Origin of the sequence: Clostridioides difficile ATCC 9689 = DSM 1296 (assembly GCF_001077535.1) — a bacterium.
Taxonomy (GTDB): Bacteria; Bacillota; Clostridia; order Peptostreptococcales; family Peptostreptococcaceae; genus Clostridioides; species Clostridioides difficile.
The window spans coordinates 273,583-297,217 of the sequence record NZ_CP011968.1 but is presented as its reverse complement, the minus strand read 5'-3'; the positions used below and the strand labels follow the sequence as shown (position 1 = coordinate 297,217).

The 23,635-nt window shown below is 29.3% G+C and carries 43 protein-coding genes; all 43 read right to left on the bottom strand.

Annotated elements, in window-relative coordinates:
- Positions 1-807: 807 nt before the first annotated feature.
- Positions 808-969, bottom strand: coding sequence for a type I toxin-antitoxin system toxin (locus tag CDIF1296T_RS01835; protein ID WP_003429855.1), 162 nt, complete (start codon positions 967-969; stop codon positions 808-810).
- 340 nt (positions 970-1,309) lie between these two features.
- Positions 1,310-1,750, bottom strand: a complete 441-nt coding sequence (locus CDIF1296T_RS01825) for a phage tail assembly chaperone (RefSeq protein WP_018112723.1) — start codon at positions 1,748-1,750, stop codon at positions 1,310-1,312.
- 68 nt (positions 1,751-1,818) lie between these two features.
- Positions 1,819-2,295, bottom strand: a complete 477-nt coding sequence (locus tag CDIF1296T_RS01820; RefSeq protein WP_018112724.1) for a phage tail tube protein — start codon at positions 2,293-2,295, stop codon at positions 1,819-1,821.
- A gap of 20 nt (positions 2,296-2,315) precedes the next feature.
- The gene (locus CDIF1296T_RS01815) at positions 2,316-3,626 is read right to left on the bottom strand and encodes a phage tail sheath family protein (RefSeq protein WP_009896640.1); all 1,311 of its coding nucleotides are present in this window, start codon (positions 3,624-3,626) and stop codon (positions 2,316-2,318) included.
- The gene (locus CDIF1296T_RS01810) at positions 3,627-3,812 is read right to left on the bottom strand and encodes a hypothetical protein (protein ID WP_022621924.1); all 186 of its coding nucleotides are present in this window, start codon (positions 3,810-3,812) and stop codon (positions 3,627-3,629) included.
- The gene (locus tag CDIF1296T_RS01805; protein WP_018112725.1) at positions 3,796-4,233 is read right to left on the bottom strand and encodes a phage tail terminator family protein; all 438 of its coding nucleotides are present in this window, start codon (positions 4,231-4,233) and stop codon (positions 3,796-3,798) included. Before CDIF1296T_RS01805 ends, CDIF1296T_RS01810 begins: the two co-directional genes overlap by 17 nt.
- Positions 4,226-4,651: an HK97 gp10 family phage protein gene (locus tag CDIF1296T_RS01800; RefSeq protein WP_018112726.1), complete on the bottom strand. Its 426-nt coding sequence runs from the start codon at positions 4,649-4,651 to the stop codon at positions 4,226-4,228. The genes CDIF1296T_RS01805 and CDIF1296T_RS01800 overlap by 8 nt, the downstream gene beginning before the upstream one ends.
- Positions 4,651-5,010 (bottom strand): hypothetical protein, encoded by a 360-nt coding sequence (locus CDIF1296T_RS01795; RefSeq protein WP_021412343.1) that lies wholly within the window; start codon positions 5,008-5,010, stop codon positions 4,651-4,653. The genes CDIF1296T_RS01800 and CDIF1296T_RS01795 overlap by 1 nt, the downstream gene beginning before the upstream one ends.
- A 2-nt stretch (positions 5,011-5,012) precedes the next feature.
- Positions 5,013-5,357, bottom strand: a complete 345-nt coding sequence (locus tag CDIF1296T_RS01790) for a phage head-tail connector protein (RefSeq protein WP_018112728.1) — start codon at positions 5,355-5,357, stop codon at positions 5,013-5,015.
- 10 nt (positions 5,358-5,367) lie between these two features.
- Positions 5,368-6,387 (bottom strand): major capsid protein, encoded by a 1,020-nt coding sequence (locus CDIF1296T_RS01785; RefSeq protein WP_018112729.1) that lies wholly within the window; start codon positions 6,385-6,387, stop codon positions 5,368-5,370.
- A gap of 11 nt (positions 6,388-6,398) precedes the next feature.
- Positions 6,399-6,779 carry a hypothetical protein gene (locus tag CDIF1296T_RS01780; protein ID WP_018112730.1) on the bottom strand — a complete coding sequence of 127 codons (381 nt, stop codon included), beginning with the start codon at positions 6,777-6,779 and terminating at the stop codon, positions 6,399-6,401.
- Between the two features lie 15 nt (positions 6,780-6,794).
- On the bottom strand, positions 6,795-7,367 hold the full coding sequence (locus tag CDIF1296T_RS01775) for a phage scaffolding protein (protein WP_018112731.1): 573 nt from the start codon (positions 7,365-7,367) through the stop codon (positions 6,795-6,797).
- Between the two features lie 45 nt (positions 7,368-7,412).
- On the bottom strand, positions 7,413-7,640 hold the full coding sequence (locus CDIF1296T_RS01770) for a hypothetical protein (protein WP_018112732.1): 228 nt from the start codon (positions 7,638-7,640) through the stop codon (positions 7,413-7,415).
- A gap of 50 nt (positions 7,641-7,690) precedes the next feature.
- Positions 7,691-7,963, bottom strand: a complete 273-nt coding sequence (locus CDIF1296T_RS01765) for a hypothetical protein (RefSeq protein WP_018112733.1) — start codon at positions 7,961-7,963, stop codon at positions 7,691-7,693.
- Between the two features lie 18 nt (positions 7,964-7,981).
- Positions 7,982-8,518 carry a hypothetical protein gene (locus CDIF1296T_RS01760; RefSeq protein WP_018112734.1) on the bottom strand — a complete coding sequence of 179 codons (537 nt, stop codon included), beginning with the start codon at positions 8,516-8,518 and terminating at the stop codon, positions 7,982-7,984.
- Between the two features lies 1 nt (position 8,519).
- Positions 8,520-8,765 (bottom strand): hypothetical protein, encoded by a 246-nt coding sequence (locus CDIF1296T_RS01755; protein WP_018112735.1) that lies wholly within the window; start codon positions 8,763-8,765, stop codon positions 8,520-8,522.
- 70 nt (positions 8,766-8,835) lie between these two features.
- A complete protein-coding gene (locus CDIF1296T_RS01750) occupies positions 8,836-9,084 on the bottom strand; it encodes a hypothetical protein (protein ID WP_009888832.1) in 249 nt (82 codons plus the stop codon).
- Between the two features lies 1 nt (position 9,085).
- Positions 9,086-10,621, bottom strand: a complete 1,536-nt coding sequence (locus tag CDIF1296T_RS01745; RefSeq protein WP_018112736.1) for a minor capsid protein — start codon at positions 10,619-10,621, stop codon at positions 9,086-9,088.
- Positions 10,611-12,005 carry a phage portal protein gene (locus CDIF1296T_RS01740; RefSeq protein ID WP_018112737.1) on the bottom strand — a complete coding sequence of 465 codons (1,395 nt, stop codon included), beginning with the start codon at positions 12,003-12,005 and terminating at the stop codon, positions 10,611-10,613. Before CDIF1296T_RS01740 ends, CDIF1296T_RS01745 begins: the two co-directional genes overlap by 11 nt.
- Before the next feature lie 4 nt (positions 12,006-12,009).
- A complete protein-coding gene (locus CDIF1296T_RS01735; RefSeq protein WP_018112738.1) occupies positions 12,010-13,239 on the bottom strand; it encodes a PBSX family phage terminase large subunit in 1,230 nt (409 codons plus the stop codon).
- Complete coding sequence (terS, locus tag CDIF1296T_RS01730) at positions 13,232-13,918, bottom strand: phage terminase small subunit (protein WP_018112739.1); 687 nt, start codon at positions 13,916-13,918, stop codon at positions 13,232-13,234. The genes CDIF1296T_RS01735 and terS overlap by 8 nt, the downstream gene beginning before the upstream one ends.
- A 66-nt stretch (positions 13,919-13,984) precedes the next feature.
- The gene (locus tag CDIF1296T_RS19475) at positions 13,985-14,152 is read right to left on the bottom strand and encodes a hypothetical protein (protein WP_018112740.1); all 168 of its coding nucleotides are present in this window, start codon (positions 14,150-14,152) and stop codon (positions 13,985-13,987) included.
- 143 nt (positions 14,153-14,295) lie between these two features.
- Positions 14,296-14,973, bottom strand: coding sequence for a BRO-N domain-containing protein (locus tag CDIF1296T_RS01725; RefSeq protein WP_018112741.1), 678 nt, complete (start codon positions 14,971-14,973; stop codon positions 14,296-14,298).
- Between the two features lie 533 nt (positions 14,974-15,506).
- Positions 15,507-15,995 (bottom strand): hypothetical protein, encoded by a 489-nt coding sequence (locus CDIF1296T_RS01720; protein WP_011861022.1) that lies wholly within the window; start codon positions 15,993-15,995, stop codon positions 15,507-15,509.
- Between the two features lie 89 nt (positions 15,996-16,084).
- On the bottom strand, positions 16,085-16,933 hold the full coding sequence (locus CDIF1296T_RS01715; protein ID WP_015994384.1) for an ORF6C domain-containing protein: 849 nt from the start codon (positions 16,931-16,933) through the stop codon (positions 16,085-16,087).
- A 101-nt stretch (positions 16,934-17,034) separates the two neighbouring features.
- Positions 17,035-17,442 (bottom strand): RusA family crossover junction endodeoxyribonuclease, encoded by a 408-nt coding sequence (locus CDIF1296T_RS01710; RefSeq protein ID WP_018112742.1) that lies wholly within the window; start codon positions 17,440-17,442, stop codon positions 17,035-17,037.
- Between the two features lie 17 nt (positions 17,443-17,459).
- Positions 17,460-17,675 carry a DUF3850 domain-containing protein gene (locus tag CDIF1296T_RS01705; RefSeq protein ID WP_018112743.1) on the bottom strand — a complete coding sequence of 72 codons (216 nt, stop codon included), beginning with the start codon at positions 17,673-17,675 and terminating at the stop codon, positions 17,460-17,462.
- Positions 17,676-17,773: 98 nt separating this feature from the next.
- Positions 17,774-17,947 carry a hypothetical protein gene (locus CDIF1296T_RS19470; protein WP_018112744.1) on the bottom strand — a complete coding sequence of 58 codons (174 nt, stop codon included), beginning with the start codon at positions 17,945-17,947 and terminating at the stop codon, positions 17,774-17,776.
- 116 nt (positions 17,948-18,063) lie between these two features.
- Positions 18,064-18,393 carry a hypothetical protein gene (locus CDIF1296T_RS01700; RefSeq protein WP_018112745.1) on the bottom strand — a complete coding sequence of 110 codons (330 nt, stop codon included), beginning with the start codon at positions 18,391-18,393 and terminating at the stop codon, positions 18,064-18,066.
- 26 nt (positions 18,394-18,419) lie between these two features.
- Complete coding sequence (locus tag CDIF1296T_RS01695; protein WP_018112746.1) at positions 18,420-18,596, bottom strand: hypothetical protein; 177 nt, start codon at positions 18,594-18,596, stop codon at positions 18,420-18,422.
- The gene (locus tag CDIF1296T_RS01690) at positions 18,593-19,318 is read right to left on the bottom strand and encodes a phosphoadenosine phosphosulfate reductase domain-containing protein (protein ID WP_018112747.1); all 726 of its coding nucleotides are present in this window, start codon (positions 19,316-19,318) and stop codon (positions 18,593-18,595) included. Before CDIF1296T_RS01690 ends, CDIF1296T_RS01695 begins: the two co-directional genes overlap by 4 nt.
- Positions 19,319-19,326: 8 nt before the next feature.
- Positions 19,327-20,322 (bottom strand): nucleoid-associated protein, encoded by a 996-nt coding sequence (locus tag CDIF1296T_RS01685; protein ID WP_018112748.1) that lies wholly within the window; start codon positions 20,320-20,322, stop codon positions 19,327-19,329.
- Positions 20,319-20,540 (bottom strand): hypothetical protein, encoded by a 222-nt coding sequence (locus tag CDIF1296T_RS01680; protein WP_018112749.1) that lies wholly within the window; start codon positions 20,538-20,540, stop codon positions 20,319-20,321. The genes CDIF1296T_RS01685 and CDIF1296T_RS01680 overlap by 4 nt, the downstream gene beginning before the upstream one ends.
- 94 nt (positions 20,541-20,634) lie before the next feature.
- On the bottom strand, positions 20,635-20,883 hold the full coding sequence (locus CDIF1296T_RS01675; protein WP_018112750.1) for a hypothetical protein: 249 nt from the start codon (positions 20,881-20,883) through the stop codon (positions 20,635-20,637).
- A complete protein-coding gene (locus CDIF1296T_RS19465) occupies positions 20,883-21,056 on the bottom strand; it encodes a hypothetical protein (protein WP_018112751.1) in 174 nt (57 codons plus the stop codon). The genes CDIF1296T_RS01675 and CDIF1296T_RS19465 overlap by 1 nt, the downstream gene beginning before the upstream one ends.
- Positions 21,049-21,207 (bottom strand): hypothetical protein, encoded by a 159-nt coding sequence (locus CDIF1296T_RS19460; RefSeq protein WP_018112752.1) that lies wholly within the window; start codon positions 21,205-21,207, stop codon positions 21,049-21,051. Before CDIF1296T_RS19460 ends, CDIF1296T_RS19465 begins: the two co-directional genes overlap by 8 nt.
- A 102-nt stretch (positions 21,208-21,309) precedes the next feature.
- Positions 21,310-21,759, bottom strand: a complete 450-nt coding sequence (locus CDIF1296T_RS01665; RefSeq protein ID WP_018112754.1) for a hypothetical protein — start codon at positions 21,757-21,759, stop codon at positions 21,310-21,312.
- Positions 21,746-21,895 (bottom strand): hypothetical protein, encoded by a 150-nt coding sequence (locus CDIF1296T_RS01660; RefSeq protein WP_018112755.1) that lies wholly within the window; start codon positions 21,893-21,895, stop codon positions 21,746-21,748. The genes CDIF1296T_RS01665 and CDIF1296T_RS01660 overlap by 14 nt, the downstream gene beginning before the upstream one ends.
- Positions 21,864-22,247, bottom strand: coding sequence for an NUMOD1 domain-containing DNA-binding protein (locus CDIF1296T_RS01655; protein ID WP_018112756.1), 384 nt, complete (start codon positions 22,245-22,247; stop codon positions 21,864-21,866). The genes CDIF1296T_RS01660 and CDIF1296T_RS01655 overlap by 32 nt, the downstream gene beginning before the upstream one ends.
- Before the next feature lie 16 nt (positions 22,248-22,263).
- Positions 22,264-22,515, bottom strand: coding sequence for a hypothetical protein (locus tag CDIF1296T_RS01650; RefSeq protein WP_009901719.1), 252 nt, complete (start codon positions 22,513-22,515; stop codon positions 22,264-22,266).
- Positions 22,502-22,912, bottom strand: a complete 411-nt coding sequence (locus CDIF1296T_RS01645) for a YopX family protein (protein WP_009901718.1) — start codon at positions 22,910-22,912, stop codon at positions 22,502-22,504. Before CDIF1296T_RS01645 ends, CDIF1296T_RS01650 begins: the two co-directional genes overlap by 14 nt.
- A 74-nt stretch (positions 22,913-22,986) precedes the next feature.
- Complete coding sequence (locus tag CDIF1296T_RS01640; RefSeq protein WP_009901717.1) at positions 22,987-23,394, bottom strand: single-stranded DNA-binding protein; 408 nt, start codon at positions 23,392-23,394, stop codon at positions 22,987-22,989.
- A 17-nt stretch (positions 23,395-23,411) separates the two neighbouring features.
- The gene (locus CDIF1296T_RS01635) at positions 23,412-23,585 is read right to left on the bottom strand and encodes a hypothetical protein (RefSeq protein WP_009901716.1); all 174 of its coding nucleotides are present in this window, start codon (positions 23,583-23,585) and stop codon (positions 23,412-23,414) included.
- Positions 23,586-23,635 lie beyond the last annotated feature (50 nt).

Below are 23,635 nucleotides of genomic sequence, written 5' to 3'. Positions count from 1 at the left end.
AACGAATAACAATAAGAATAACAACAACAATAAAAAGGTTAATTTACATTCCATATAGTTAATCTAAAACCCCAAAATAAACTTGGCATTTCCAATACCTACACATACGCATCTCTCTCAAATTTGCAGTGAACCATGAGTAGTGCAATTGATAACATTTATCACACACCCTCAATACCTTGTATTCCAATTGTTAAACTTCAATTTATCGCAAATATTGCTCACTGCAAAATCTCTACATTTTTATTATATCATAAAAATATTATTTTTGAATATCTGTACCAATTTGTGGTATAATAAAAGCAAGGAAATAATTTACTTTATACAAGAGTAGCTATTTCCATCAAAATTGATTTAAAGAATTATTTTTTTAAATCACCCTTATTGGCGTCTGGGTGATTTTTTATTTTGTCATAAATATAAGCTGATATAACACCAGCTAGTATGCTTAATAAAAAACCTATCATATAATTTCACCTCCTTCCTTATTTGGAATTTGGCGTTTAATATGAAAATAATCACCCTTCGCACTTTCGATTATTATCCTTGCTACAATTATTATAACATATAATTATTACATATTTTTCCATTTTTTTTATATAAACAATGAAATTCAAGTAAATAAATACCTACTTATTTATATATATTTTATAAATTAATTGCTTTATAATCAAGTTTTCAATTTTTTAATAAAAATTTTTATTTTTTATTTTATATAAACAATATTTTTTCTAATTTGTGGTATAATAAAAGCAAGAAGAACTACAATCTATTTTGCGGTAGAGTGAAGTTCATAATTAAATGAATCTATTTGAACTTATGGAACTTGATTTTAAAATCAAATTCCCAGCCACTTTTACTCTTGCCACGAGTTGAGTGGCTTTTTACTTTTAGAAATACTTTACAAATTAAGCAAAATATTAAACTAGCAATAACGCCAGCTATTACATTAAGTAAAAAGTTATTCATACTTCCCACCTCCTTTCATTAGGAAGTAGGTTTTATCCCAGTATGAACTCCACTCTATAAATTGTAGATTACATCTTCTTGCTAAAAATATTATAACATATAATTATTACATATTTTACCTATTCTATATTTATTTTTTTATTTTGCTATCTTCTTCGTCCCCTCTTTCTCTCTCTTTCAGCTTCTTTCATTGCTTCCTCTTCATCTTCTATCTTTATAAGTATTGAGGCGGCTGCTAATGCTCTCTCATTAACTTCTAAATTCATATATTCACTAGGTTTCCACTTTAATTTTTGGATACAATAATGAGTGATGCTAGCATCAAAATCACCGCCCCTAATTAGTTTTTTGCTTCTTCTACTTTATCTTCAAATGTTGTATCAAATCCATTAACTTCGTTAACTTTTACTGTATAATTTACATACTCACCTGCTGTAAGCATTGTTTTTAATAACTGAGCTTCTCCCATCACTCCATAACTATTTTGGAGTTCGGCATCCTTTAAATCTGGAAATACTGTAGATGCTACACATAACTCTGCTACATAACTATTGTAGTCAATTTCATTTGTGAATTGACCTGTTGGCTTCCCATTATTGCCAATCACTTTCACTCTTTTGGTACAGTTTCTTCTTAATACTTCATCTTCCTCAGAAGATAAAACTCTTAATTCCCATTCAACTGGCTTTCCTCCTTCGTCTAAAAATCTATCGCTTGCCACATACATTACATTCTCATTTTTTATTGCATTTTGACTTAAAAAAGCACTTAAATTACTCATTTCTTAATTCTCCTTTTATTTTAATTTTTACATAAAAAACACACATCTATAATTTATAAATGTGTATTCTATATCATACCTAATAAAATTTTAAATTCTTCTGGCATATCCCAATCATCAAAAGTAAAATCTATATCCTCATCTAAATATTCACTATCTGCATCAAATTTAGCTAATGTAACCTCATCCATATTGCAATCTTTTAATATAATAGTTTGACGACCTACTGAACTTGTTGGGTCTTCATTAGTAATTTGCATATCGAAATATATATCTTCTCCAGTTTCCTTATATCTAAGCATAAGTTTTCTAAAGATAGAAGTATTATAATGAACAGTTGCACTTCCTGTGCCTTCCCATCCAGTAGTTTTGTTTCCTTTTCCTGTTTGCCCTAAAATTGGTATCTTACTTTTATTCTTCTTAAATTTAGCCTCTACCTTGATACACTGCATAAGAAGGTATCTTTTACCTTCAATGGTAACATAGCATTCTGCCAAAGATGCACTTATTGCATCTTTTGACTTCATAGTAATATTTTTAGCCATTCTAATATTCTCCTTCCTAATTAACTAACTGAAACAGTCATATAAAGCTTACTCATAGCATTTATAACCTTAACCGCATCACTCACTATAACTGTTTTCTTGTCATTTCCAAGCTCCACACTAACATCATCAGTTTTAAAATCTTCTATTGCCCTTATATTCTCTAATTCTTTATGGTGTTTAACAACATCATTCCAGAAACTTATTCTTCCTGCCTTATCATTCGGAACTTTACCTAAATACTTTTCATTAAATAAAGTTGCAATATCATTAGCAATTTGGTCAAGTACTCTAACACTTTGGTTACTTGAAAAATCGTCATTTTTATCATCTGTAAATGATACAAAAGTATTTATGTCCTCTAACACATGAACTTCATCACCAACTTTATGAAATATAAATTTACCACTCTTTAGTGCTTCTTCAAGTTGTATTTGTGTGTAATTTACATCAACATCAAACTCACCATCATACTTTTTATTAGTATTAGATTTATTTATATCGCATCCTGCTATAGCTCCAGTAGTCCAATAAACTAAACTAGATTCTAATAACCCAGTATCTTTAACTTTATTTTCTACAGATACTACACCTTCGTAATCTGCATCATTCTTTTTATATAGTACAGTTTGAAACTTAGCTCCTACTTTATCTCTCATTCTTTTAGTAAACTCTACAAATAAACTTTTAATTTCTGCTGTTGTAGCCAAACTGCCTAGTGCATTAAATGAGTAGCTTTCTATTTTATCCAAGAAAGCTTGATACTCTGCTCCTGTGACTGATTCGCCATTAGTTCCACCAGTAAATACAAGCCCTGCACTTGCTTCTAGTGTTGTATCCTTCTTCCAAGTAATATAGTCATTGTCCTGTAAGTCTGTAATAACTTTTGCTATTTGGGTATCTACTTTCTTATTATCCAAAAGTGTTACAACATCAAACTTAGTGTTATCATCAATGTTTGTTGTAACTATAACTTTTAAATCATTACCTCTAGTACCTGAGTACTTAGCTGTAGCAATACTGCAACTAGCTTTAACACCTTTATTCAATTTATAAAAATATCCCAACCTTATATTTTTGAATAAATCTCTCAAACCTTTCAGCTTCTCATGAGTATAATCATATCCAAAATACTTAGTTGAATACTTCTCAAAATCATCACTGGTTACTGTGAAAATTTCTTCATCTATGCCCCAATCTAACTCTAAAGGCATTGCAACAATACCTCTATCCGATAATGAACTGGTTGCCCTTGTAGCACTTACAAAATTTATATATGCACCAGGTAGGACCTTATTTTGTGTTACAAATGTTCCTCCACCTAAAGCCATCTAACTCACTCCTTTCATAAAATTATTTATTATTTCCTCTACTTCTGAGAAGGAATATAACTCATTTTCTTTTAAAATTGCATTTAATAAGTCTTTTCTATTTACATACTTCTTAGAATTAACTATTTGCTCCTTAGTAAACTTGTAGTCATCTTCTTTGCTTAATGTTTTATTCAAAATTATCACCTCTCTTCAAACCACCAAATAATTCAACATCATTCATTTTTTCTGTATCATTACTTTTTATAGTGAAGTAGTTATAATCAACGAAGAAATGAAGAACATTATCTATAATTTCAAAATTCATATTTGTGCCTCTAACTAAATCTCCATCAATTTCTATATACTCTAATTCCTCAAGTAGCATCTCAGCTACCTCATTTATTTCAAAACTCTTATCTTTTGAACGAGGAAAATAATGTACATCAAAAGAGTTCTTTTTTAATGTCCTGCCACTTGGATATGATACTTTGCTTGGATTTAAAGGAACAATAAAAAAACAAGGTTCATTTATACCTTGCTCCACATCTTCACTATAAATTGTATATTCATTTCCAAATGATTTATCTAATTTAATAGATATTCCATCAATTATATTATTAAGCATCAAATACTCCTTTCAACAAGATTAATAACTTTCTCTCTATAATCTTATCAACTTGACTTTGTAGTTCCATCTCTGAAATTGTTAAGAAATGTTGTCCTTTAACCCATCCCTTACCATCTTTAGTTCTATGCCCGAAATTTACATAACTTGCATATTCAGTCGGATTAACAACTTCTATAATATAATTATTTCCTTGTTTATACACAGGAAGCGACCTAGCATAAGCCACTCCATTCCATCCTTGTCGTAAGAATCCTGTATCAACTGGTGTTCTTCTAATTACTTTCCCAAGTAATCGTGCTGCTAATTCTCTTGCTGCATCCTTGCAAAACTTATCTAAATCAATCTTTGTAAGCTTCTCCATCTTTTTACAAACTCTTTTAAACTCTCTAAAATCAACACTGCCCCATCTAGCCATTATGCTTTATCCTTAAATAACTCAAGTATTATTTCTTGATGATTTGGATATATAGCTGATTCTCCACTTCTTACATACTCTCTTGTTATGTTATTTTGAGTAGTTATAATAAGCTTTGAACCTGCTTTAACGCTTATGTTTGGAGATATAAAGAGTTTGATGGTTTGTGCAAGTTTAGCTACTTTTCCTTCTTCTGTAGAATTAATGTTTTTATATGAAAGCTTACAAGGTTGATTTTCTAATACAATCACTTCTTTATTGTTAGTTCGTTTTGTCACAGGGTCTTTGACTGGCTGATACTCAATTATAGTACATTTATCTCTGTATAACATTTCTATTGCTTTTCTAGTCTTATCCATCATTATTTCCACCTAATTTTTCTGTATCTGTTTAATTGTGACTTATAATCTTTGAGTAACGATTCCTTAAATTCACTAGCTGAACTTCTGTATGAAACTGATGTATCACCTTCTGATATAGAAGAAATAGAACCTAGTGCAATATCTTCACTTCCTAGATTCTCATTTTTATACATATCTATAGCCATCCTTAAAACAGTACTATTTAGCCCTTCGGGAATAACAGATACATTACAATAATTTTTAACTATTTCCTCCACATCTTCTAATATAAACTCTAATATCATCTCTTTTGAATAATCTTCCTTACTGATTCCTAAAAGTTTTTTTAGTCTTTCAACTTCCATATCAACACCTCTAATTTATTGTACCCATAAACACTTGGTCAGCATAAGGAAAACTAGGTAATGCTGTTGCAACTGCTTTTATCCACTTAGCAACTGGGTCAGCAGTAGAGTATTGTTCTACAATTATATTTCCAACTGAACTAATATCTATTGCTGGGTTTTTTCTAAGTTCTAATTCCTCTGCTGTTAGCCCAAAGAAAGTATCTCCCATCTTGCCGTCAGGCATAAGAATAAACTTATTTTCATCTAAGAATCTCTTTGTTGTGTACTTACCATCCTTGCCTTGTACTCTGTATCTTTCATCATAAGTAAAAATAGGAGGAAGAGATTGAGAAACTAAAAATGTATTTAATTCATTTAAAGTAAGTAGTTTATCACTATTTACACCAAATATAGCTTTTCTTAGTTTTTCATCTCTTAAGATTATATTTAAAATAGTTTTAGAAGTTAATGACCTTGTTGGAGTAAATCCAGTATCAACAACTATTTTATCAGTCATATTATAAATATCTCCTAATATATCTGGTGTTCCACTAGACCAAGTTTTTGTTTCTTTATGATTTGTTGGAGTTCCATATTTTAAAGAAGCTTTAACTCCATTTTCATTTATATTAAGTTCTCCAGTTGATAAAACTTCCATTCTCATTGCTTCTATTCTAGTATTTACACTTGATACAAGGTTATCAACATCATTAAATATTTGATTTATCATTTGAGTTTCTTCTTGTGAGTTTCTTGGCTCTTCAAGTACAATTATATCTTTTTCATCTAGTTTAATTTTTCTTTTCACAAGTGCAAGTTCAGCAATACTTAAATTAGCACCTTCTCTTGATGCAATCTCTGCTTCTGTATCAAAAGCATGAACACTTGCTGATACTGGAAGATTAGATGCACCTTTTATCATCTTTATTTCAAGTCCTTCTATCTTTTGAGTTGGAAATAATAAATCTCCCATTGTTTCTTTTAATTTTCTAGTCTTTGTATAGTTTATCAGCTCTTGAACTGACAATAATTCTTCTACTCTTGCCATATTTCATCCTCCTACATAAATTTAATATTTGGTAATTTTGTCTTTATAGTTTCTATAGCTTCTTTTACATACTCACCTTGCAATCTTTCGATTATTACATAGCCTTCCACCATTGATGCAACTGGTTGTGGTCCATAAGTAACATCTACAGTTGAAAAAACTATTCCTACAGGGTCTTCTGATAATGTGTATGTATAACTACCCGAAGAACCTCCTCTGGTTATCTTTACCACTTTGCCACTCTCACCTAATAAACTACCTGCTAACACATATTTCTTTCCATTTTCATCAGCCACTACATCTGTATCTAATGCTGTTTTTGAAAAGTTAATATAGTGTTGAGAAGCTAGAAACTCGGGTGTGTTATCAAAATTTACCTCTTTAAAATACATACTTTATCCTCCTTTTTATTTTATACTCCATGCGTCAGCATATGGATTTTTAGAACCTTCCTCATTCTTTTCTTTAGCAATATTTTCAGCTCTACTTAATGTATTTTTATTGCCATTATCGGGGCTGTAATTTATCTTAGTCTCTCCTGTTTTTATTAAGAAAGATTTTTGAGTTAACCAAGTATCAGTCTGTTCCTTTAGTCCTGTAAAAGTACCATTTTCATATTTTATTTTTTCTAAATCAAGTTCTGCTTTTGCTGCTTTAGTGCTATGAACATTAAGTTTAATAAGTTCATTTTCTAACGCCATATCAAACTCTTTTTGTTCTTTTTCCTTTAATTTCTTTTGATATTCTTCATCTTTTGCAGTTAATTTAGTCTCATAGCCTTTTTTAAGCTCTTCAATCTGCTCTTTTGTCATTCCATCCTTAAAACCTTCAATTGCTTCTTTAGAGGCTTTTAGTTCCTCTTTTACCTTTTCATACTCAATTTTATTAATATAATTTTCTAATTCTTTTAATGATTCAGCTTCTACTTTCTTTGCATCTTCTTCACTAAGACCTAGTGCAATTAGTTCACCTTTTTTCATTTTATTTAATTCTCCTTTCATTTTTAGAAAATAAAAAAGCCCTTGTTAGGACTTACTAAAACCAATATTATTCTCACTACAATTATTTATTGATATAGCTTCTATTTGTGATAAATCTATTACAGTTGTTCCATCTTCATCTAAATACCCTTTCAAATACCTACAATCTGAGTCAGCTTCCATAAAATCTTTCATTAACTTATCAGTAACATCTTCGTTTGTTATTCCAGATACACAATTTCCACTCTTAAACCAAATTACATACTCTTTCAATAATACAACCCTCCTTTCATTTCTTACAAAATAAAAAATCTTTGAACAAATTATTCATAAATAATATGGCTTATTAGCGAAGCTATAAGGTATATTGCTTTTCCTATCAAATACCCACTTATAACTCCTGCTAAGCCATAAACTAATCTAACACATGTAAAAGTATTATTATCTACCATGTTAGCTATACCTAAAACATGAGCCATGATTATGTTGATACCTATAAAAACACCTAAAGCTATACCAACAACTGTAATAATAAATGCCATAATATTTCTAACACTTATTTTGCTTGGCTTTTTAATATATTTCTTTTTAAACATATTTCCATCCCTCAAAACTTATTCAATACTTTCTCTTAGACGTTCCTCTAATTGTTTTACAATACTATCTATATCAACTTTATTTTCTTTTGCAAATATTCTATTTAATTTTTTCTCTAATCTATCTACTACTTCATTGAGTGTTTCAATTTCTTTTGTAGCACTTTTTATATTTTCCTCAAAATCAGTTGTATCTAGTTCCAATTTAGCTGAAAGTTCTAATTTATTTTTCTTGTTGTTATCTTCATCAACATATCTATGTCCTCTTTCTAAATTTTCATATAACTTCTCAAATTCACTAAATGTACATGAATAAATCTTGCCTTCACTATCTTTTATAATAAAATCTCCATTAGTTGCCCTAATAACTCCATTTTTATATTTTATACAGATAGTTTTCTTTACTTCACCTTTACGATTCATAGAGTTTAAAGATTCATCAAGCCATATAGTTCCCTTCTCAAAAGCTTGATAAAACCATATAGGAGTATTAGGACTTCCTAATATCCATTTAAAAGCTTCTACTTCCTCTGATTTCTTTTTAAATTTAGCCATATTATTTATCCCCCTTTAAATTTTTAATCATATCTTCATTGCTAACTAGTAAAGAAGATATGATAAATATCACACCTAAAATAAAATTAAGTAGTGGAAATAAAGCCATAAAAATAAAATTACACTTTCTTCTCACTTTTTTATTTTTAAGAATCTCAATCAATTCCTCATTACTATCAATCTTCATTTTAAATAAATAAAGCCCTGTACAAAACACAATTATTGATAAAATATATAATTTAAGCATTTCAAATCACCCTCTCAATAAATTTTTACATAATAAAAGCACCTACTAATTTATAACTTAGCAAGTGCTTTTACATATTTACTATTTGTATATCTTTCCATAAATCCTTTAGTAATTTACCATCAATGTTGTAATTATCAACCATATCCTTACCATTTTTATAATACTTTGTATCTCCATTAGGGCAAAGAGTAATAAACCTTGTATCATCATCTCCAATAGATATATTATATGGTTTATTATATAAGTCAAATTCTATATCTAATCCTAAATCAATAGAATCAATTAAATGTTGTAAATTCTTAAATTTATTATCCATTTTACTCTCCTTTCAAAATATCTTTGTTTGCTATTTTATGAGCTTTTGTAAGCTCCATATCCTTCTCTCTTTTTACCTTATCATGGTTATTTTCATCAGCTAACCAATCATGTTTATGAGGTACAATTTTATGTTGCTTTGGGTTTCTATGGTCAGTTAAGTCTAAATCTAATCTAGGTTTTCCTGTATTACCATAGTATCTTCTTTGAATTAATTTACCATCTTTGTAATTATCAAATACACTATTTGGTTTTGATTCAAATGGCACTGAATGAACACTTCCACTAGTTAAATTTCTCTGATTCTTAACTTGCCAATTTACATCCTTATAAAGCTTTTTAGCTTCCTCATACCTTATAGTATCATTATACTTCATATGTTGATATTCATCAAATTTAGAAGGTATTTCATTTCCTAATACCTTTTTATATTCTTCAAATTGTTTTCTATCTTTACTCTCATTTAGTTGCATTTTTCTAAGAGTATCAGCTTTTTCTTTTCCAAGTCTACCCTCTATATGTTTCTCATACCACTCATTATACTTCATATTAGATGGTACATAATATGTTTTTCCATCTTCTCCTTTTGCTGCTCTGTAACCTTCTTCATCTTCAAACCAAGGAGCTGTTGTTGTCCTACAATGACAATGAAATGGTGGAGCTGTAACTCCAGCTTGATAATCCTTCATATCAAATACTTTTCCATCTAACTCTCTACATATATTTGATGTTTTTAAGTCTAGTGTGGCAATAATCTCATACTTCTCTACATCTAAATCATTGAAACAATCTTTTCTTGAAGCTGATGCAAAGAAAGCTGATTCAGTCATTATCAAATTCTTAGCTTGTGATTTAGATACATTAAATCTCTTAGAAAAGTCATTTACTAGGTTCTTTGGATTTTCACCTCTAATAATTGATTGAGTTAGCTTAGTATGTAACTCATTAATTAAAGCAGGTCTATGTTTGCCCCAAATCCTTTCACTAAAATTTAATCCATCACTAGTCCATGGTTTAGAGATAACTTTATTTATTCTATTAGTATCAAGATTCATTAAACTCCAACCAACGTTTACTCCTTGTTGAACATTAAAAGCTGCATGATAATATCCACTTGTATAAATATGTCTCATTAATTTATCAATACCATCAAGTTCATTTCCATAAAGCACTTCCACTTGTTGCTGTATTTGTAACTTTAAAGCTTCAAGCCTTGTTATATGAACTCTTGCACTAGCATTTTCTAACTCTTTCATCCACTTTTGATTTATAGCATTTTCTTTACCATATTTAATATATTCTTCTACACTCCATTTAAACTCTTCTAGTTCTCTTGTATTTAGTAGTTTCCTAGCTTCTAATAAAGATATTCCTTCATTTTTGGCAAATCTGTTGTACCATGCTAATATATCTTTTTCTATACTATTTATAGCTAGTTTATATTGCTTTTCTAATTCAAGATAATATTTTACACTTTTGTTATTTTGAGCTTCTTCTAATTGTTCAAATCTCTTTCTCCAATAATCATTATGTTTCATCTATGCCACCGTCTTGATTAGGAATTAAATCATCATATTCTTGTTGGCTATTTTCTTTTTTAATCTGTTTTTCTTCTTCCTCTGCATTATCTACAAGCGGATGATTTTTTAAATTAGTCTTTTCTGATATTATTCCAACACTCTTAGAGCATATCTCAGCTAGTTCTAAATCATTTTGAATCATATTCCTAGTCCAAGTTTGCAAAACCCTTTTAGGAGAATATCCTAAATGTCTACATATCATTCTTACTAGTTTAGCAAACCCTAATCTAAACTCTGTTTCCATAAGTCCTGCTTTTAATTCTAACAAAGTGTACAAGAATTTGAGTGCTACACCACTTGTATTGGCAAAGTTTTCGGGTTTAGGGTCAACACCTTGACCTTGGACATAGATTTGCTTTTCTGTTGTTTTAAGAAGTGAATCTCGAGCTTCAATTGGAATATTTATTGTAATTGTACTTAACCCACTCTTATCATCTGCACCACTACTTTGTAAATCAATAGTTTTATATTCTTTAAGTCCTTTTAAGAACTCTGTTAAGTCTGCACCTCCATAGTTCGTAAGAACGAAAATAACTTCTTGTATATCTTCAATATCATTCACAAAACCGCTATAAACCTTGTCATATACATCAATGAGGTGTTTAACATTATCTAAATCTCTTACCTCTAAATCATTGTTTAGAAATTCGATAAATGGAACTTCTCCAAAATTGTGTTTATATACATTAGTTTGAGTTTCAAGTTTATTATCTAAATTTTTCTCTATAAATTTATTAAGTATCTCCAATCCATTGATATTACTATTTCCATCTTTATTTTGATAAGTATAACAACATTCATCTGTCCAATACTCATAAATTACATATTCTTTTCCTTTATCATCAGTCTTTTTATATTCTCTAAGTACTGCAAGAAGCTTTCTGTTTAAATCTGATGAATATACTGCTCTTATTTGGCGAGGGTCTATATTAGCATATTGAAAGTTATTATTATCATCCACCCAAATATGTAACCATGCTTTAGAATATATACTAGCATTTTTGCCAAGTGTTTTAGCTTCTTTTGGGTATCTATCGCCTAAAATATCAGTTATCTTTGAATTTACTCTATCATCTCCAACATCAAATGTAGGTGGATAAGTAAACAGATATGATATTTTTTGGTTAACTAAAAAACCAAACCAATTAAATGGTATTCTATTATCTGCATTTCTTAGTGGATTATTAGTTGTATTTACTTTTCCAATATTATTAGGGCTTCTATCCCTTATAATGTCATTTTCATTTTTATAGTATTTTTCAGCTTCATCAGCTTTTTTAACAAAGTTACTATGTTTACTATTAGTTTGTTCAATTAACTTTTTTATTACATCTAATTCCAATTTATCACCTTCTTCCATTTGGTGTAAGTACTTTAATTCCTGTTCCTAAGGAATCTGTATAGATGGCATATCTAAGTGCGTCTAATACATCATCCCACTTTTTAATTGGCTCACCTGTATTTTTATTCCAAGCATACATAAAAATTTCTTTCCTGAATAAATTAACATTCTCATGAACTACAAATAAAGTATTAGTTTTAATTCTTTTAGCTACAGCTTCAACGCCAGACAATACAGCTTTATTAGCATTAAAAGCTTTTATACCATTTCTTTTAAATGCTGCCAAATGTTCGGGTCTAGCACTATCACAATAAAACTTTATATTTCCATACTTTTCTTTTATACTTTTAGCCTTATCTATCCAGTAATCTATTTCCTTATGTTGAGCTGAATGTTCTTCTAATAAATATAAGTTACCTTTATCATCTTCTCCAATTACAACAATAGCTCCAAAATGTTCATATCCCCAATCAACGCCTGCAAAGTATCTTACAAAATTAATATCATTTAATTTATCCTTAGAAATATAATGAATATCCTTATTAAAATCTTGATAAACTAATCCATCTGCTGACACCCATAAACCATTTATATCTCTGTCATAAAAAACGCCACTAGGAGTAGACTTCTTAATATTTGCTCTGTATCTTTCACTTAAAAATATATTATCATCTAATTTGTAATGAAAAGATTGAATAACCTTGCCATCTGTTTTATCTACAAAGTTAGTTTTTAACCAATGCTCTGGTTGGTCTGGGTTAGTATCTACAAGTATTCTAGCACCTTCTCCACTACATCTTGATTTGATTTCATTAAATACTTCTTCATTTGCAACTGTACCTTCATTTATGTATGCCCCAAACGAAGTCATACCTCTTATTCTGCCTAAATCATTTGTTTTTGAGTGTCCAAAGCAACATACTTGAACTCCAAACAATACAAATCTATTATGTTTGTCAAACTTAAACTCAATGTCATACTTATTTGTAAGCTCACTTAGTACATTTCTTTGTAAAGCTCCTAAATCTGCTCCTGCTAAGATGTATTGAGGAAGCTTAATACCTAGCTCATTAGCTATCTTTCTAACCCTTCTAAGTTCAAGTAAGAATAAATCATTGTCAATTATTGTTTTTCCTGTTCTTTTAGCACCATAATTAATTAGCATGAAGTAGTCATTATTCAAAGCAAAGTTAAGAACTTCAAGTTGTTTACTATGATATAATTCATCAATCATTTTTTATCACACTTTCGAGTTTATCAAAATATCTATCAAGTTTATCTTCTTTACTTTCTTGATTATTTATCTTTGATTTTAATACTTCTACTCTTGCTCTTTGCTCCTCTGTAGCTAAATTCCAATCCTTATGAATCATTTCATCATATTGTTTAATTAAACTCCTTAACTCACTCATTGCCCTACTCTGTGCATTAAGAAAAGATGCTTGCCTATCCCATGCAAATTGAAATTCATACTCTATCTTTTCACCATTTTCTGTGCTTTCATATTTCTTTAATTCTTTAACCATTTCTTCCTTGTCTTTAACATACATTATCTTTTGTGCTCTTATTATTGCTGCATATTGTATTGTTATCTGTTCCCAAAGAATATCAAATTTATCTTTATCCTTTATCTCATTAATTAAGTCTTGGGTTTCTTCAGGTAAGTATTTTGAGAAGAAACCAAATTTTTCAGCATTTTTATTACCTGGTGGACCAGTAGCGTTTTTATTACCTATGGGTGCACCTCTCTTTTTGGTTGCAACTTTTTTTGATTGGTTGCAACCTTTTTGTTTCCAGTATCTAGTTGCCCATGATTTTACAGTCGATAAACTTACATTATACTTTTCAGCTATTTCCTTGTACTTAAGCCCTTTTAAGTAATCTTCATGAGCTAAATCTGCCTTTTCATTCATACCACCACCTCGTTTGTTTGTCGTTTTGGGAACAAAAAAAGAACTCTGGTTAGAGTTCTTAATCTTTTAGAATTTACCATTAAACGCTTCATTTGCATTTTTATAAAATAACTTATATATTTCAGCAATTTTTTCTGGAGTTAAAGAAGCATTTTCCATATATGCTATTGTAAGCTCTGTAGCTACATCTGCAATTGTTCTTTGACAAGAAACACATATTTTTCCATCAGACATAATAGTCACCTCCTTATAAAGTATATAATTCAACTTCAAAGGTCAATATCCTTCAAAAACTATTCGACAACTACAAAATAATTCTAAATAATACACTTATTTAATTTATTATATAAAAAAAGACCATCCATCAAGACAGTCATTTAAATCATTTCTATTAACTCTTTAATCTTTTTATATACCTCTTTATAATTCATATCTTTATCTATTAGCTTAGGTAATTTCATAGATATAATTCTTTCGAGTGCTTGTATATCAAACAATTCACTTTGATTTAATTCATCCCTTTTCACACCTTTTGGTATACCTAATTTTTTTCTTACAAGTTCAGTAAAATGTTTATAATACATCTGAGGTTTATTACTTCCTTGACTAGTAGCATAATAAACAAACTCTTGTATTTCATCTGTAAAATCTTTTCTTACCTTTTTACCCTCTGCTCTTATATCCAGCCATTCTTGGTCTTTTTCTGTAGCAATGTAATAACCATGTATTCTAATTTGTTTAAGTGTTTGTGTAACCCATTTTGTAAATAACTTTGCTTCTGGTTTATTACTTCTAAATGACATATTGTACACAGCTTCTTCTGTAACAAAAGTAGTACCGAAGTTAGGTAATTTATCTTTAAAGTTTCTAGTGTAGGAATCTCCGACAGTAGACTCATTAAATTTCTTTTTATATTCTCTATCTATATTTCTTAATGTATCACGAATATTTACTATGCCTAGTTCCTCTCCTACGTCATTTGCATTAAACCAAACTTCTTCTCCATTTTTGGACCACATTACTTTTACATTTTTATCTTGTAAAATTTTCAACATACTACTACCTCCTAAATTAGTTATTAATAAAGGGTGCTCAACTTGAACACCCTTATTTTCTGTTATCAGAGTTACTGATATCTAAAACTTATTAAATTTTTGTATAAAAAAGACCTAGAAATTAATCTAAGCCTTTTTAATGGGGGATACATATTATTAAGGGAGCAAGTTCTAGGAATCGAACCTAGATTAAACCACTACCTGCATGGTGAGTGAGGTTACCAAGCCCCACCCGATTTTTTAGATTTCTGAATTAAGATACAAAACTGTATGAGATTTTAATCTTAATTCAAATACTTAATATAGTGTATCAATAGATTTTGAACATAGTTAGAATTGAACTAACAGCGTCCTCACGCCCTGCCTAGTCTGTTCATATTGCTAGATTAGCCCTTTAAACTAACCTAGCAATTATTTAGTTTTGAGAGGGAAATCTTTATTTCCACAATACTATTATCTCATGCTTTTTTAATCAAAAAGGGGAGAAAGTAGGGAATAAAGTGGGAATTTCTGGGGAAAAACTGGGGAATTTTCTAATTTTTAAATAATGGTAGTTCATTTTCCTTAATTCTTGGATAAAGCATATCCATAATTTTATACACTAATCTTTCCCTCACACATCTACATGTTTTTCTATCTGAGTTCATCTCTAAGGATATATAAACCATACTATTTTTCATTCTGCTATTATAAAACAGTTTAAAAAAATGTTCTTCTCTTATATCTAAGCATGTAAGTGCATTTTCTATTTTCTTCTTTTCAATTTCCTTATCTTTTTTCAGTTTTTTCAATCTAGTAATATCTCTTTCTTTTTTTATAATCTCATTCTCCACACTTGAATTAAAAGCATATGTTGGACTTACTTTTTCATCATATCCAACAGCCTTACACCCAAATATCTCATTTTCTCTACTTTCTATATCTAATTCAAGATTTTTAATTTCTGCACTTAAAAATTTATAATGATGTAGTCTACCTTCTACTTTTTTAAATAGTTCTTTTTTATTGATATTATTATCCATACTTCCACACTCCTGTTTATGTTATAATAATCTTGGATAAAAGCTTTATATTTTTGACAAGTGGAGTGTGAAAGCACTCCTTTTTTCTTTTAACTTACTATTGATAGTTGACTATTCAAAAGTCTTATTTCTTCTTCAAACACTATAGGTAACTTATAACTATTTACAATCTCTAATACTTTATCTAATTGACAACGCTTTATAGCCTTATAACTATCTACTCCAAATTCTCGTTTAATCTGATGGTATATATCACTATAAACTTTACCTCTTAAAGATTTATTTTTATAAGCCTTACTTCCATGTCCACCAAGTGATTTTGTTGCTACTCTCTTAACCTCTTTAACAATACACTCACACTCGATATTGAATAATGGTGCATCATCCATAAAGTTCTCTAACTTCTCATTAACATTCTCTATTTTAGTTTCTAAGACTTCTTGTTTCTTATCTAGCATAAATATAGCTTGTAACTCCTTTGATGCACTTAAAAGAGGATTATTTAGTTCTTTTCTCATAGAGAAATATCCATCAACTAACTTCTCATATAATTCCCAAGCTATATCATCTTCTAATATTTTTAATAATTTTGCATAACCTCTTTCAGATAATATATAAATCCCAGATAATAACCCTTTGTTTTTTAACCCTCTATAAGAATTAATTGATTGTTGAGTAAATCCTAATTCTTTTATTTTGGTATCGTCCAAACCGACACCTAACAAATCTAATATATCTTTTCCATCTTTAAATCTTTTTCTATTCTTATTTATAAGCTCATTAATCTGTCTAGATTCTCTATTATGTATCTCAGCTATATCTTTTACTAGCATTGCTTTCTTATGTTCTCCAAATCCACCCTCAATGTTATGAAATTTCATTCCCTCGATTTCTAAAGTTCCAAGTACTGTTATTTCTTTATTTATATTTTCATTCATAATTTATCTCTCCTTTACCATTTGATATATTCTCTATTCAGCTTTTTCACATTTTTATGAAAAACTGAGTACCTAATCTAACGAACGGATTTTTCCGTTGGTTAAATAACATCTTCTAATATAACCTCAACTCTTGGTTTATCACTGTAATATTTACTAGCTACAACCTCAACAATCTGCGTATCATCTTTATAAGCTATCTCATTGAGTGAATCAGCTATAATCTTGACCACATTATCAATATCTGGTTTTTTATTGGGTCTTAACACATTATTTCTTTTCTGCTCTTTAATCTTTTTACTGTTACTTTTTGCTATAGAGTAATAACATCTTAAAGTCATTTTTATGTATCCAGTAAAATAATGTCTAACTTTAGATTGATATAACCATTTTATTAATTCTTCATAGTCCTTAGTTTTCTGTGGTGTATAGGTCCTTTTAGTAGCCAAATTAAATCTAGGTCTTTCTTTGCCAAATGGTTCTCCATCTATTGTAAAATTAACTCTCATTACTTCTCCTTAAATTTTTATTTTATTCCCAACTCAACATACCCATTTCCAAGCTTAACAAAATACTCAATCTCTTTGTTTACCTCAATTCCTGTAAATTTTTTATCCTTAAATGACTGCAATATGACTGTATCTCCTACTTTAAAATCTGTTGTATACTCTACTTCAATTTGTTTTTTATTCTTGATTACATCTTTAAAAGTACTAGAAGCTATCTGCAATTCATGTATCATAAGCTCACACCCTTTAAAAGTTAATTTTCTCAAAAACTTTTTTATATTTTTTAATAAAATATAGCAATACCAATGACTCTATTTTATTTTTTATGGTCCTACAATTTTTTAAAACTTTTACAGTTTTCTCCATTATTTTCAAACTTTTTTTCATATCCTCTGCTACAATACTCTTCTCTACATATACCTCCTTCATAACTTCCATCTGAGTAAAAATAAACTTCTCCATCTTCCTCATAAGCTCTATATTTGCAATCTTCACATTTATTCATTTTATTACCTCCTATTTTTTAAAAACTCCCTTTTATAAGTCAAAGTAAGTCTATAACATTCTAGTTTCATTCACAAACTTACCTTGACTATTTATACTCCAACCAATTTTTATTATTTAATATTTAGGAAATTCTCCATAAGTCTTAGCAAGACATTCAATTCTCCACTCTGGTATAACCCATGTTGTATTGTTATCACCTACATATGCTTTTACTTTATAAAGCGGGGTATTTCTTTTTCTAAATTTCGTACTATAACATTTTTCTAAAATTTCACAACCAACCATTCTGTTATAGTAACAGTTTATTTGATGATATATAATCTTTTCTCCTACAGAATATTTATATTTTAAATTATTTATAGATTTTTTATATATACGATTTTTCACATAATTTGCTAATACACAAATAATTGTTAGTAGTATAGTCACTAATAAAATATTCATAAATTAACCTCCTAACTAGTTTAAACTTACACCTTCTTATTATCTACTTCCTTCTCCAACCAATTTTTATATGCTGTATCACAATCTTTACTTTCACAATCTCTCATGTTATTTATACAGCTACCACAAATCTCTTTCCCAAACTTCTTATACACTTCTCTTTCATCAAGATTCTTTTCCTTGCACATATCTTTATTAGTCATATGCTCACCTTCTCTGTTTGAAAGAAACTTATCTGTCTTTCATTTTCTATATCTTCATTACTAAATCGTTTTTCTAAGTCATGCACTGTCACCCCGTTGGCTCTAAAAGGTATAGGACTATCTTTATCCAATTTAAGCATATCCCCCCACAAATCAGGATAGTATCTTCTCAATGTTCTGAGACTCTCTAAACTTTGCTTAGGACATAAATAGCAACCAGTTCGTTTAAATCTATGATGAATCTCATAGTAAAAGCCTTTTTCTTCTAAATACTTCAAGCAATCTTTTTCAGTCATTTTTGCTTCGTAAAGTGGTGCTATACAATTATTTTCTAGTCTTTTGTATCTGCTAGGTTCATCAAAAGCAATTCCAATGTACCTTTTATGTTCTCCAACCGAATTGAAATATTTATTGGCAGGAGCAAGTTTTAATCTGCTATTACACCATGCTCCCAAGGTGTATGGAAAACCCCATATTTGCCCTTTACGCTTACCTTGTTTATTAACAGTATAAAAGTATTCTTCAAAGGTTTTTTCTGCTTTAATTCTTGTTATTTTAAAGTTTATTCTTTTCTCAAAATCATCTATTATATCATAAATTTCTTTAAATTCTAGTCCTGTATCTATAAAAACAATCTCGTCTAACAGAAGCCTTTTTTCTAATATTAAAAGGAGCATTGCTGCTGAATCTTTTCCTCCACTAAAACTAGCTACATATTTCATATGAGCACCTACTTCTCATTATAGAAATGAACATTTTTAATAACTATATCTATAGTCCCATTTCCATTATGTCTAATACCATACTTCATAAAATCCTCAAAATCATCCATCTTGCCTTTTATCTCAAAACCTGTATCTGTTTTTATACGTCTATTTTTTAAATTCTTCTCAACCCATTTTTTATCAATATTAAAACTTTCAATTCCTTTTTCTTCTGCATGGTCCTTAAAACTTTCTTTTAAATCATCCTTTATCGCCTTATCAGCAAACTCATTTATATCAAGTTTTTGTTTTTCTCTTAACATATAAAGTAACATTCCTCTTACATCTTCGCCCTGCTTCATATCACTATATAAATGTGCTATATAAGAGTCCACAAAAGCTTTAAACATCTTAGTCTTGTACTTGTCATCTTTCACTTTAGTAGCATTTAGAAACTCTGTAACAAACTTAGAATTAGCTCCTTCCTTCTCTGCATCTTTATCCAATACTTTTAGATGATATTCGTCATTAATTCCACTTAATCCAATCAATGCACCAATTTTAATTGCTTTAGTCTCTTGTATATTAATTTCATTTTTAGACATCTGTATATTAAATTTATCATCTTTAAACTCAATTGAATGAGTATACGACTTATTGTAATCAAGCTTTAATATAGCAACTCTCTTTTCATCTTTTTGAGAGTATAAGCAAATTGCTAAGTCGCAAGATTCTAATGTAGCATTAAGCTTCATAACATCAAATAAATAAGCTGCAATCTCTTTAGAGTTATTTAAAAATGAACTTTCATCATAAATAATTTGTTCACAGCACTTCTTAATTAGATTGTTACTATAGTCATTAAATACTGCTGTTCTGATGTCATTATCTCTTGATACTTTGCTTATTTTCTTTTGAAAGAAAGCTTCAATATCTTGACTAACTCTACCTTCAAAATCATTTAGTATTGGTGTATCGCTATTCTTATCTAAAACATGTATTATAAATTTGTGTATTATCATATTTCAATTCCTCCATTACAATAATATTCAGCCATTTTTTGACTTCTAGTATCTTTTATAACTTCTTCAACTTTATCTATTGTTACAAGCAGTATCTTGTCATCTTTAGCTAATAATTCTGCTTTTTGTTTTAACATTTCTTTACTTCCACAAGAATAATTTATTTTACGTTCATCCAACAATAGCCCTTTTTGCCATCTCAATACATATTTTGACATTTGTTTCCCTCTCTATTTTCATTTTTGAGAGTCACAAAACACTTCAACAATAATTTTATTAAAAGACATTTTGCAACTCTCTAAACTGTTTTAATTAGATATTTTCTGTATATAAAAATCCTTTTAATCTTTCTATTTCTTTGCTTATTTCATCATTCCAGATGTTTATAGCTGTATCTCTATTTAAAGAAGCAACATAACTAGCACTTTTTACATCAAGTACATTTTTATTAATAACTCTTAAATATTGACTATTACTCCCCACTTTGAATCTACCTTTTGTTCCTTCTAGTATTTCAACTTCTTCTACTCCTTGTGAACTGCATATATAAAGTTTATCCATTATTCTTCTACCTCCATATAAAGCCATTCTTTGAACCCTTCGGGACTTTCATAACATATATAACCACAAGGTTCTCCCTCATATATACAATACTCACAAATACAATCTGTACTTCCAAAAAAATTAGCCATTCCATCCTCATCCAAACTTTTTATCATTTCAAAATTAGTCATTTTTAGCACCCTCTTCATTTCTCAATAATTCATGAGCTTTTTCTTCATCATAACTGCAAATATTTCTACCATCACAATAATGACAAAGTAATCTAGTATTTTTAGTAATGATAGGAAACATTTTTTTGCAAATCTCCAATCTATCATCCATTCTTATACACCTCTTTTATTATCACAATTTTCACACTCTTTTAGATTCAATCTATACTCATAAATTCTACCTACTATAAAACTTCCTACTATAAGTATTAAACTAGCCAAGATGTTCATTTTCCAACATCTCCTTACGTTCTAAAAACTCTTTTCTAACTTCCTCCAAGTTCTCATATTCATTGCCAACTACTTTGTAATCTCTACTATGATATATTTCTGTTTTATTTATAAGCTCTATCCATTCTCCTTCAAGTTTCTTTAAATAATGCCATTCCAAATATATTTTAATGCTGTCAAAATCTCTTTTTACAACTCCATATTGGCTTGTATCACTAGAATTATCATATCCTTTCAATATATCCCCTTCACAAATTTCTTGATTGTTTCTAGCCCATTCTCCAGAGCATACCCCAACATTAGAGACTTTCTGCCATTTGCAACCCTCTGTCAACATAACTAAACATTCAAGTATATTACTCCACATTATTGTTGCTGAATAAATCCACTTTTCGTTCTCAAAATCATAACCTCTATACTTAATTAAACTCATTTCTTAACATCCCCTCGCACTCATATTTACTTAATATTTTTATAGCTATATCAATAGCTTTATTAACAGAACACTTTTTCTTATTTAATATCTTTTCAGCTAACTTAATTACTTGTTCCACATTTGCTAATACCATCTGACACCTCTTGAATATATTCTGCTTTCCAACCATCCTCAGTTGATTTATTTTCCCTAGCTAAATAGCTGGCATGACTGCAACTAACTTTTATATATTTACTTGCTTCTTTAGCACTCTTAAGAATCTTGACCTCTCCGGTATTTATATTGAAAACTTTTATAGACTTTCCTGGTCCACCACGATTTGTAGTTTTTATTTGTTTCCTAATTTCTTTTTTTATTTGTTTATCAATCTCATTTTTTCTTTTCTCATTTCTCTTTCTTGTTGCTCTTAAATTAAGTTCAAACATATCTTCTAAATCCATAGTTTTACTTAGAACTTCATTTGCATCCATCCAAACTTTAGCCATATTTAGTTCCCCCTCTCTATTCAACTGGCATTTCAAACACTTTCTCTTGATTATGTCTAACTCTGCAAGAATCTATATAATCCGTTCTTACTCCATTTTCAATAAACTTCTGTATTTCATTTAACACTTGCATAGCTCTTTCATTACTTTCATATTCACCTATTTTTCTAATATCATCTTCAAGCATTGCATATACTCGATTATTACTTATTTCAACTCTATTAACTCTCATTAAATCTAATCTATCTTGACTTCTAATTATTATCATCCCTAATCTCCCCCTCATCACATCTTCTTATATCATTTAACTTACTTAAATCTTCATATATATTCCCATCAATCTTAACTATTGCAAGTTCAGATAATCTAAAGCAATCTCCTGACATTTCATTCACTGCAATAAAACAACCATCTTTAAATTTTACCTCCCCTGCAAACTCTGTAAAAAATATACTTCTACATAAAACAATATCGCCTTCATAGATTTCTTTTCCATCACAATCCTTTAAACCTGTGTATATCATAACCTCAAAATTTTCATTGTTTTTTGGCAAATAAACACCACTATAAACCTCTCTAAGCAAATTTTTAGAATAGCACACCATTTCATCATAACTATACATTTCTTTACCATTTTTATTCCATTCTCTAAATTTTAACTCCATCTTTCATCCCTCCAATATTTTTCAACTCCTAGGAAGTAATATTGTATAACTACTCCCTAGACTATTTAACTTAATTAAAAAGGTATATCGTCATCATCTATTGCTTGAAAACCTTGTGGGTCTAATCCTGGTGGTACATATTCTTGTTTAGCACTATTATCATTTTTACTAGAAAGTAGTTCTAAAGCATTTACATTAACCTTAGTAATAGATTTCCAACAACCATTTTCATCTTTGTAATTATATATATTTAACTCTCCAACAGCATATATAGGCTTAGCTTTAACAAGATATTGCACTAAATTCTCTACATGTTTTCCTAATTGCTCACATTGAATAAAATCAGTTATTTTATTTCCATTTTTATCTTTAAACCTTCTATCTACTGCCATTGAAAAGGTTATTTTTGGAGTACCCGAATTTGGAAGGTACTTCAATTCTGCATCTGCAACTAATCTTCCAACTAAAGTTATTGTATTCATTTAACTAAACCCCCTTTTTATTTTTCTTCCTGCTCTTCTGTGTACTCAACAAAGTAAGTATAAGTTGTCTTGCTATTTTGCTTCTCTCTACCAATCTTTACTGTATATCCAGCTTTCCCAAGTAATCTTAACAATTCCAATCTATCCTGCTCATTTAAAGAACCACTTCTTTGTGCATATATTCTCGCCATTTTATACCTCCCCTTTCTAGGAAACAATATATTGATATTTACTTCCTAGA

Bases quoted from the DNA above. Each gene is read 5' to 3' on its own strand.
- CDIF1296T_RS01835 (WP_003429855.1), bottom strand. From the start codon at position 969: ATGAATAACTTTTTACTTAATGTAATAGCTGGCGTTATTGCTAGTTTA.
- CDIF1296T_RS01825 (WP_018112723.1), bottom strand. From the start codon at position 1,750: ATGAGTAATTTAAGTGCTTTTTTAAGTCAAAATGCAATAAAAAATGAG.
- CDIF1296T_RS01820 (WP_018112724.1), bottom strand. From the start codon at position 2,295: ATGGCTAAAAATATTACTATGAAGTCAAAAGATGCAATAAGTGCATCT.
- CDIF1296T_RS01815 (WP_009896640.1), bottom strand. From the start codon at position 3,626: ATGGCTTTAGGTGGAGGAACATTTGTAACACAAAATAAGGTCCTACCT.
- CDIF1296T_RS01805 (WP_018112725.1), bottom strand. From the start codon at position 4,233: ATGCTTAATAATATAATTGATGGAATATCTATTAAATTAGATAAATCA.
- CDIF1296T_RS01800 (WP_018112726.1), bottom strand. From the start codon at position 4,651: ATGGCTAGATGGGGCAGTGTTGATTTTAGAGAGTTTAAAAGAGTTTGT.
- CDIF1296T_RS01795 (WP_021412343.1), bottom strand. From the start codon at position 5,010: ATGGATAAGACTAGAAAAGCAATAGAAATGTTATACAGAGATAAATGT.
- CDIF1296T_RS01790 (WP_018112728.1), bottom strand. From the start codon at position 5,357: ATGGAAGTTGAAAGACTAAAAAAACTTTTAGGAATCAGTAAGGAAGAT.
- CDIF1296T_RS01785 (WP_018112729.1), bottom strand. From the start codon at position 6,387: ATGGCAAGAGTAGAAGAATTATTGTCAGTTCAAGAGCTGATAAACTAT.
- CDIF1296T_RS01780 (WP_018112730.1), bottom strand. From the start codon at position 6,779: ATGTATTTTAAAGAGGTAAATTTTGATAACACACCCGAGTTTCTAGCT.
- CDIF1296T_RS01775 (WP_018112731.1), bottom strand. From the start codon at position 7,367: ATGAAAAAAGGTGAACTAATTGCACTAGGTCTTAGTGAAGAAGATGCA.
- CDIF1296T_RS01765 (WP_018112733.1), bottom strand. From the start codon at position 7,963: ATGTTTAAAAAGAAATATATTAAAAAGCCAAGCAAAATAAGTGTTAGA.
- CDIF1296T_RS01760 (WP_018112734.1), bottom strand. From the start codon at position 8,518: ATGGCTAAATTTAAAAAGAAATCAGAGGAAGTAGAAGCTTTTAAATGG.
- CDIF1296T_RS01755 (WP_018112735.1), bottom strand. From the start codon at position 8,765: ATGCTTAAATTATATATTTTATCAATAATTGTGTTTTGTACAGGGCTT.
- CDIF1296T_RS01750 (WP_009888832.1), bottom strand. From the start codon at position 9,084: ATGGATAATAAATTTAAGAATTTACAACATTTAATTGATTCTATTGAT.
- CDIF1296T_RS01745 (WP_018112736.1), bottom strand. From the start codon at position 10,621: ATGAAACATAATGATTATTGGAGAAAGAGATTTGAACAATTAGAAGAA.
- CDIF1296T_RS01735 (WP_018112738.1), bottom strand. From the start codon at position 13,239: ATGATTGATGAATTATATCATAGTAAACAACTTGAAGTTCTTAACTTT.
- terS (WP_018112739.1), bottom strand. From the start codon at position 13,918: ATGAATGAAAAGGCAGATTTAGCTCATGAAGATTACTTAAAAGGGCTT.
- CDIF1296T_RS19475 (WP_018112740.1), bottom strand. From the start codon at position 14,152: ATGTCTGATGGAAAAATATGTGTTTCTTGTCAAAGAACAATTGCAGAT.
- CDIF1296T_RS01725 (WP_018112741.1), bottom strand. From the start codon at position 14,973: ATGTTGAAAATTTTACAAGATAAAAATGTAAAAGTAATGTGGTCCAAA.
- CDIF1296T_RS01720 (WP_011861022.1), bottom strand. From the start codon at position 15,995: ATGGATAATAATATCAATAAAAAAGAACTATTTAAAAAAGTAGAAGGT.
- CDIF1296T_RS01715 (WP_015994384.1), bottom strand. From the start codon at position 16,933: ATGAATGAAAATATAAATAAAGAAATAACAGTACTTGGAACTTTAGAA.
- CDIF1296T_RS01710 (WP_018112742.1), bottom strand. From the start codon at position 17,442: ATGAGAGTTAATTTTACAATAGATGGAGAACCATTTGGCAAAGAAAGA.
- CDIF1296T_RS01705 (WP_018112743.1), bottom strand. From the start codon at position 17,675: ATGATACATGAATTGCAGATAGCTTCTAGTACTTTTAAAGATGTAATC.
- CDIF1296T_RS19470 (WP_018112744.1), bottom strand. From the start codon at position 17,947: ATGAATAAATGTGAAGATTGCAAATATAGAGCTTATGAGGAAGATGGA.
- CDIF1296T_RS01700 (WP_018112745.1), bottom strand. From the start codon at position 18,393: ATGAATATTTTATTAGTGACTATACTACTAACAATTATTTGTGTATTA.
- CDIF1296T_RS01695 (WP_018112746.1), bottom strand. From the start codon at position 18,596: ATGACTAATAAAGATATGTGCAAGGAAAAGAATCTTGATGAAAGAGAA.
- CDIF1296T_RS01690 (WP_018112747.1), bottom strand. From the start codon at position 19,318: ATGAAATATGTAGCTAGTTTTAGTGGAGGAAAAGATTCAGCAGCAATG.
- CDIF1296T_RS01685 (WP_018112748.1), bottom strand. From the start codon at position 20,322: ATGATAATACACAAATTTATAATACATGTTTTAGATAAGAATAGCGAT.
- CDIF1296T_RS01680 (WP_018112749.1), bottom strand. From the start codon at position 20,540: ATGTCAAAATATGTATTGAGATGGCAAAAAGGGCTATTGTTGGATGAA.
- CDIF1296T_RS01675 (WP_018112750.1), bottom strand. From the start codon at position 20,883: ATGGATAAACTTTATATATGCAGTTCACAAGGAGTAGAAGAAGTTGAA.
- CDIF1296T_RS19465 (WP_018112751.1), bottom strand. From the start codon at position 21,056: ATGACTAATTTTGAAATGATAAAAAGTTTGGATGAGGATGGAATGGCT.
- CDIF1296T_RS19460 (WP_018112752.1), bottom strand. From the start codon at position 21,207: ATGGATGATAGATTGGAGATTTGCAAAAAAATGTTTCCTATCATTACT.
- CDIF1296T_RS01665 (WP_018112754.1), bottom strand. From the start codon at position 21,759: ATGAGTTTAATTAAGTATAGAGGTTATGATTTTGAGAACGAAAAGTGG.
- CDIF1296T_RS01660 (WP_018112755.1), bottom strand. From the start codon at position 21,895: ATGGTATTAGCAAATGTGGAACAAGTAATTAAGTTAGCTGAAAAGATA.
- CDIF1296T_RS01655 (WP_018112756.1), bottom strand. From the start codon at position 22,247: ATGGCTAAAGTTTGGATGGATGCAAATGAAGTTCTAAGTAAAACTATG.
- CDIF1296T_RS01650 (WP_009901719.1), bottom strand. From the start codon at position 22,515: ATGATAATAATTAGAAGTCAAGATAGATTAGATTTAATGAGAGTTAAT.
- CDIF1296T_RS01645 (WP_009901718.1), bottom strand. From the start codon at position 22,912: ATGGAGTTAAAATTTAGAGAATGGAATAAAAATGGTAAAGAAATGTAT.
- CDIF1296T_RS01640 (WP_009901717.1), bottom strand. From the start codon at position 23,394: ATGAATACAATAACTTTAGTTGGAAGATTAGTTGCAGATGCAGAATTG.
- CDIF1296T_RS01635 (WP_009901716.1), bottom strand. From the start codon at position 23,585: ATGGCGAGAATATATGCACAAAGAAGTGGTTCTTTAAATGAGCAGGAT.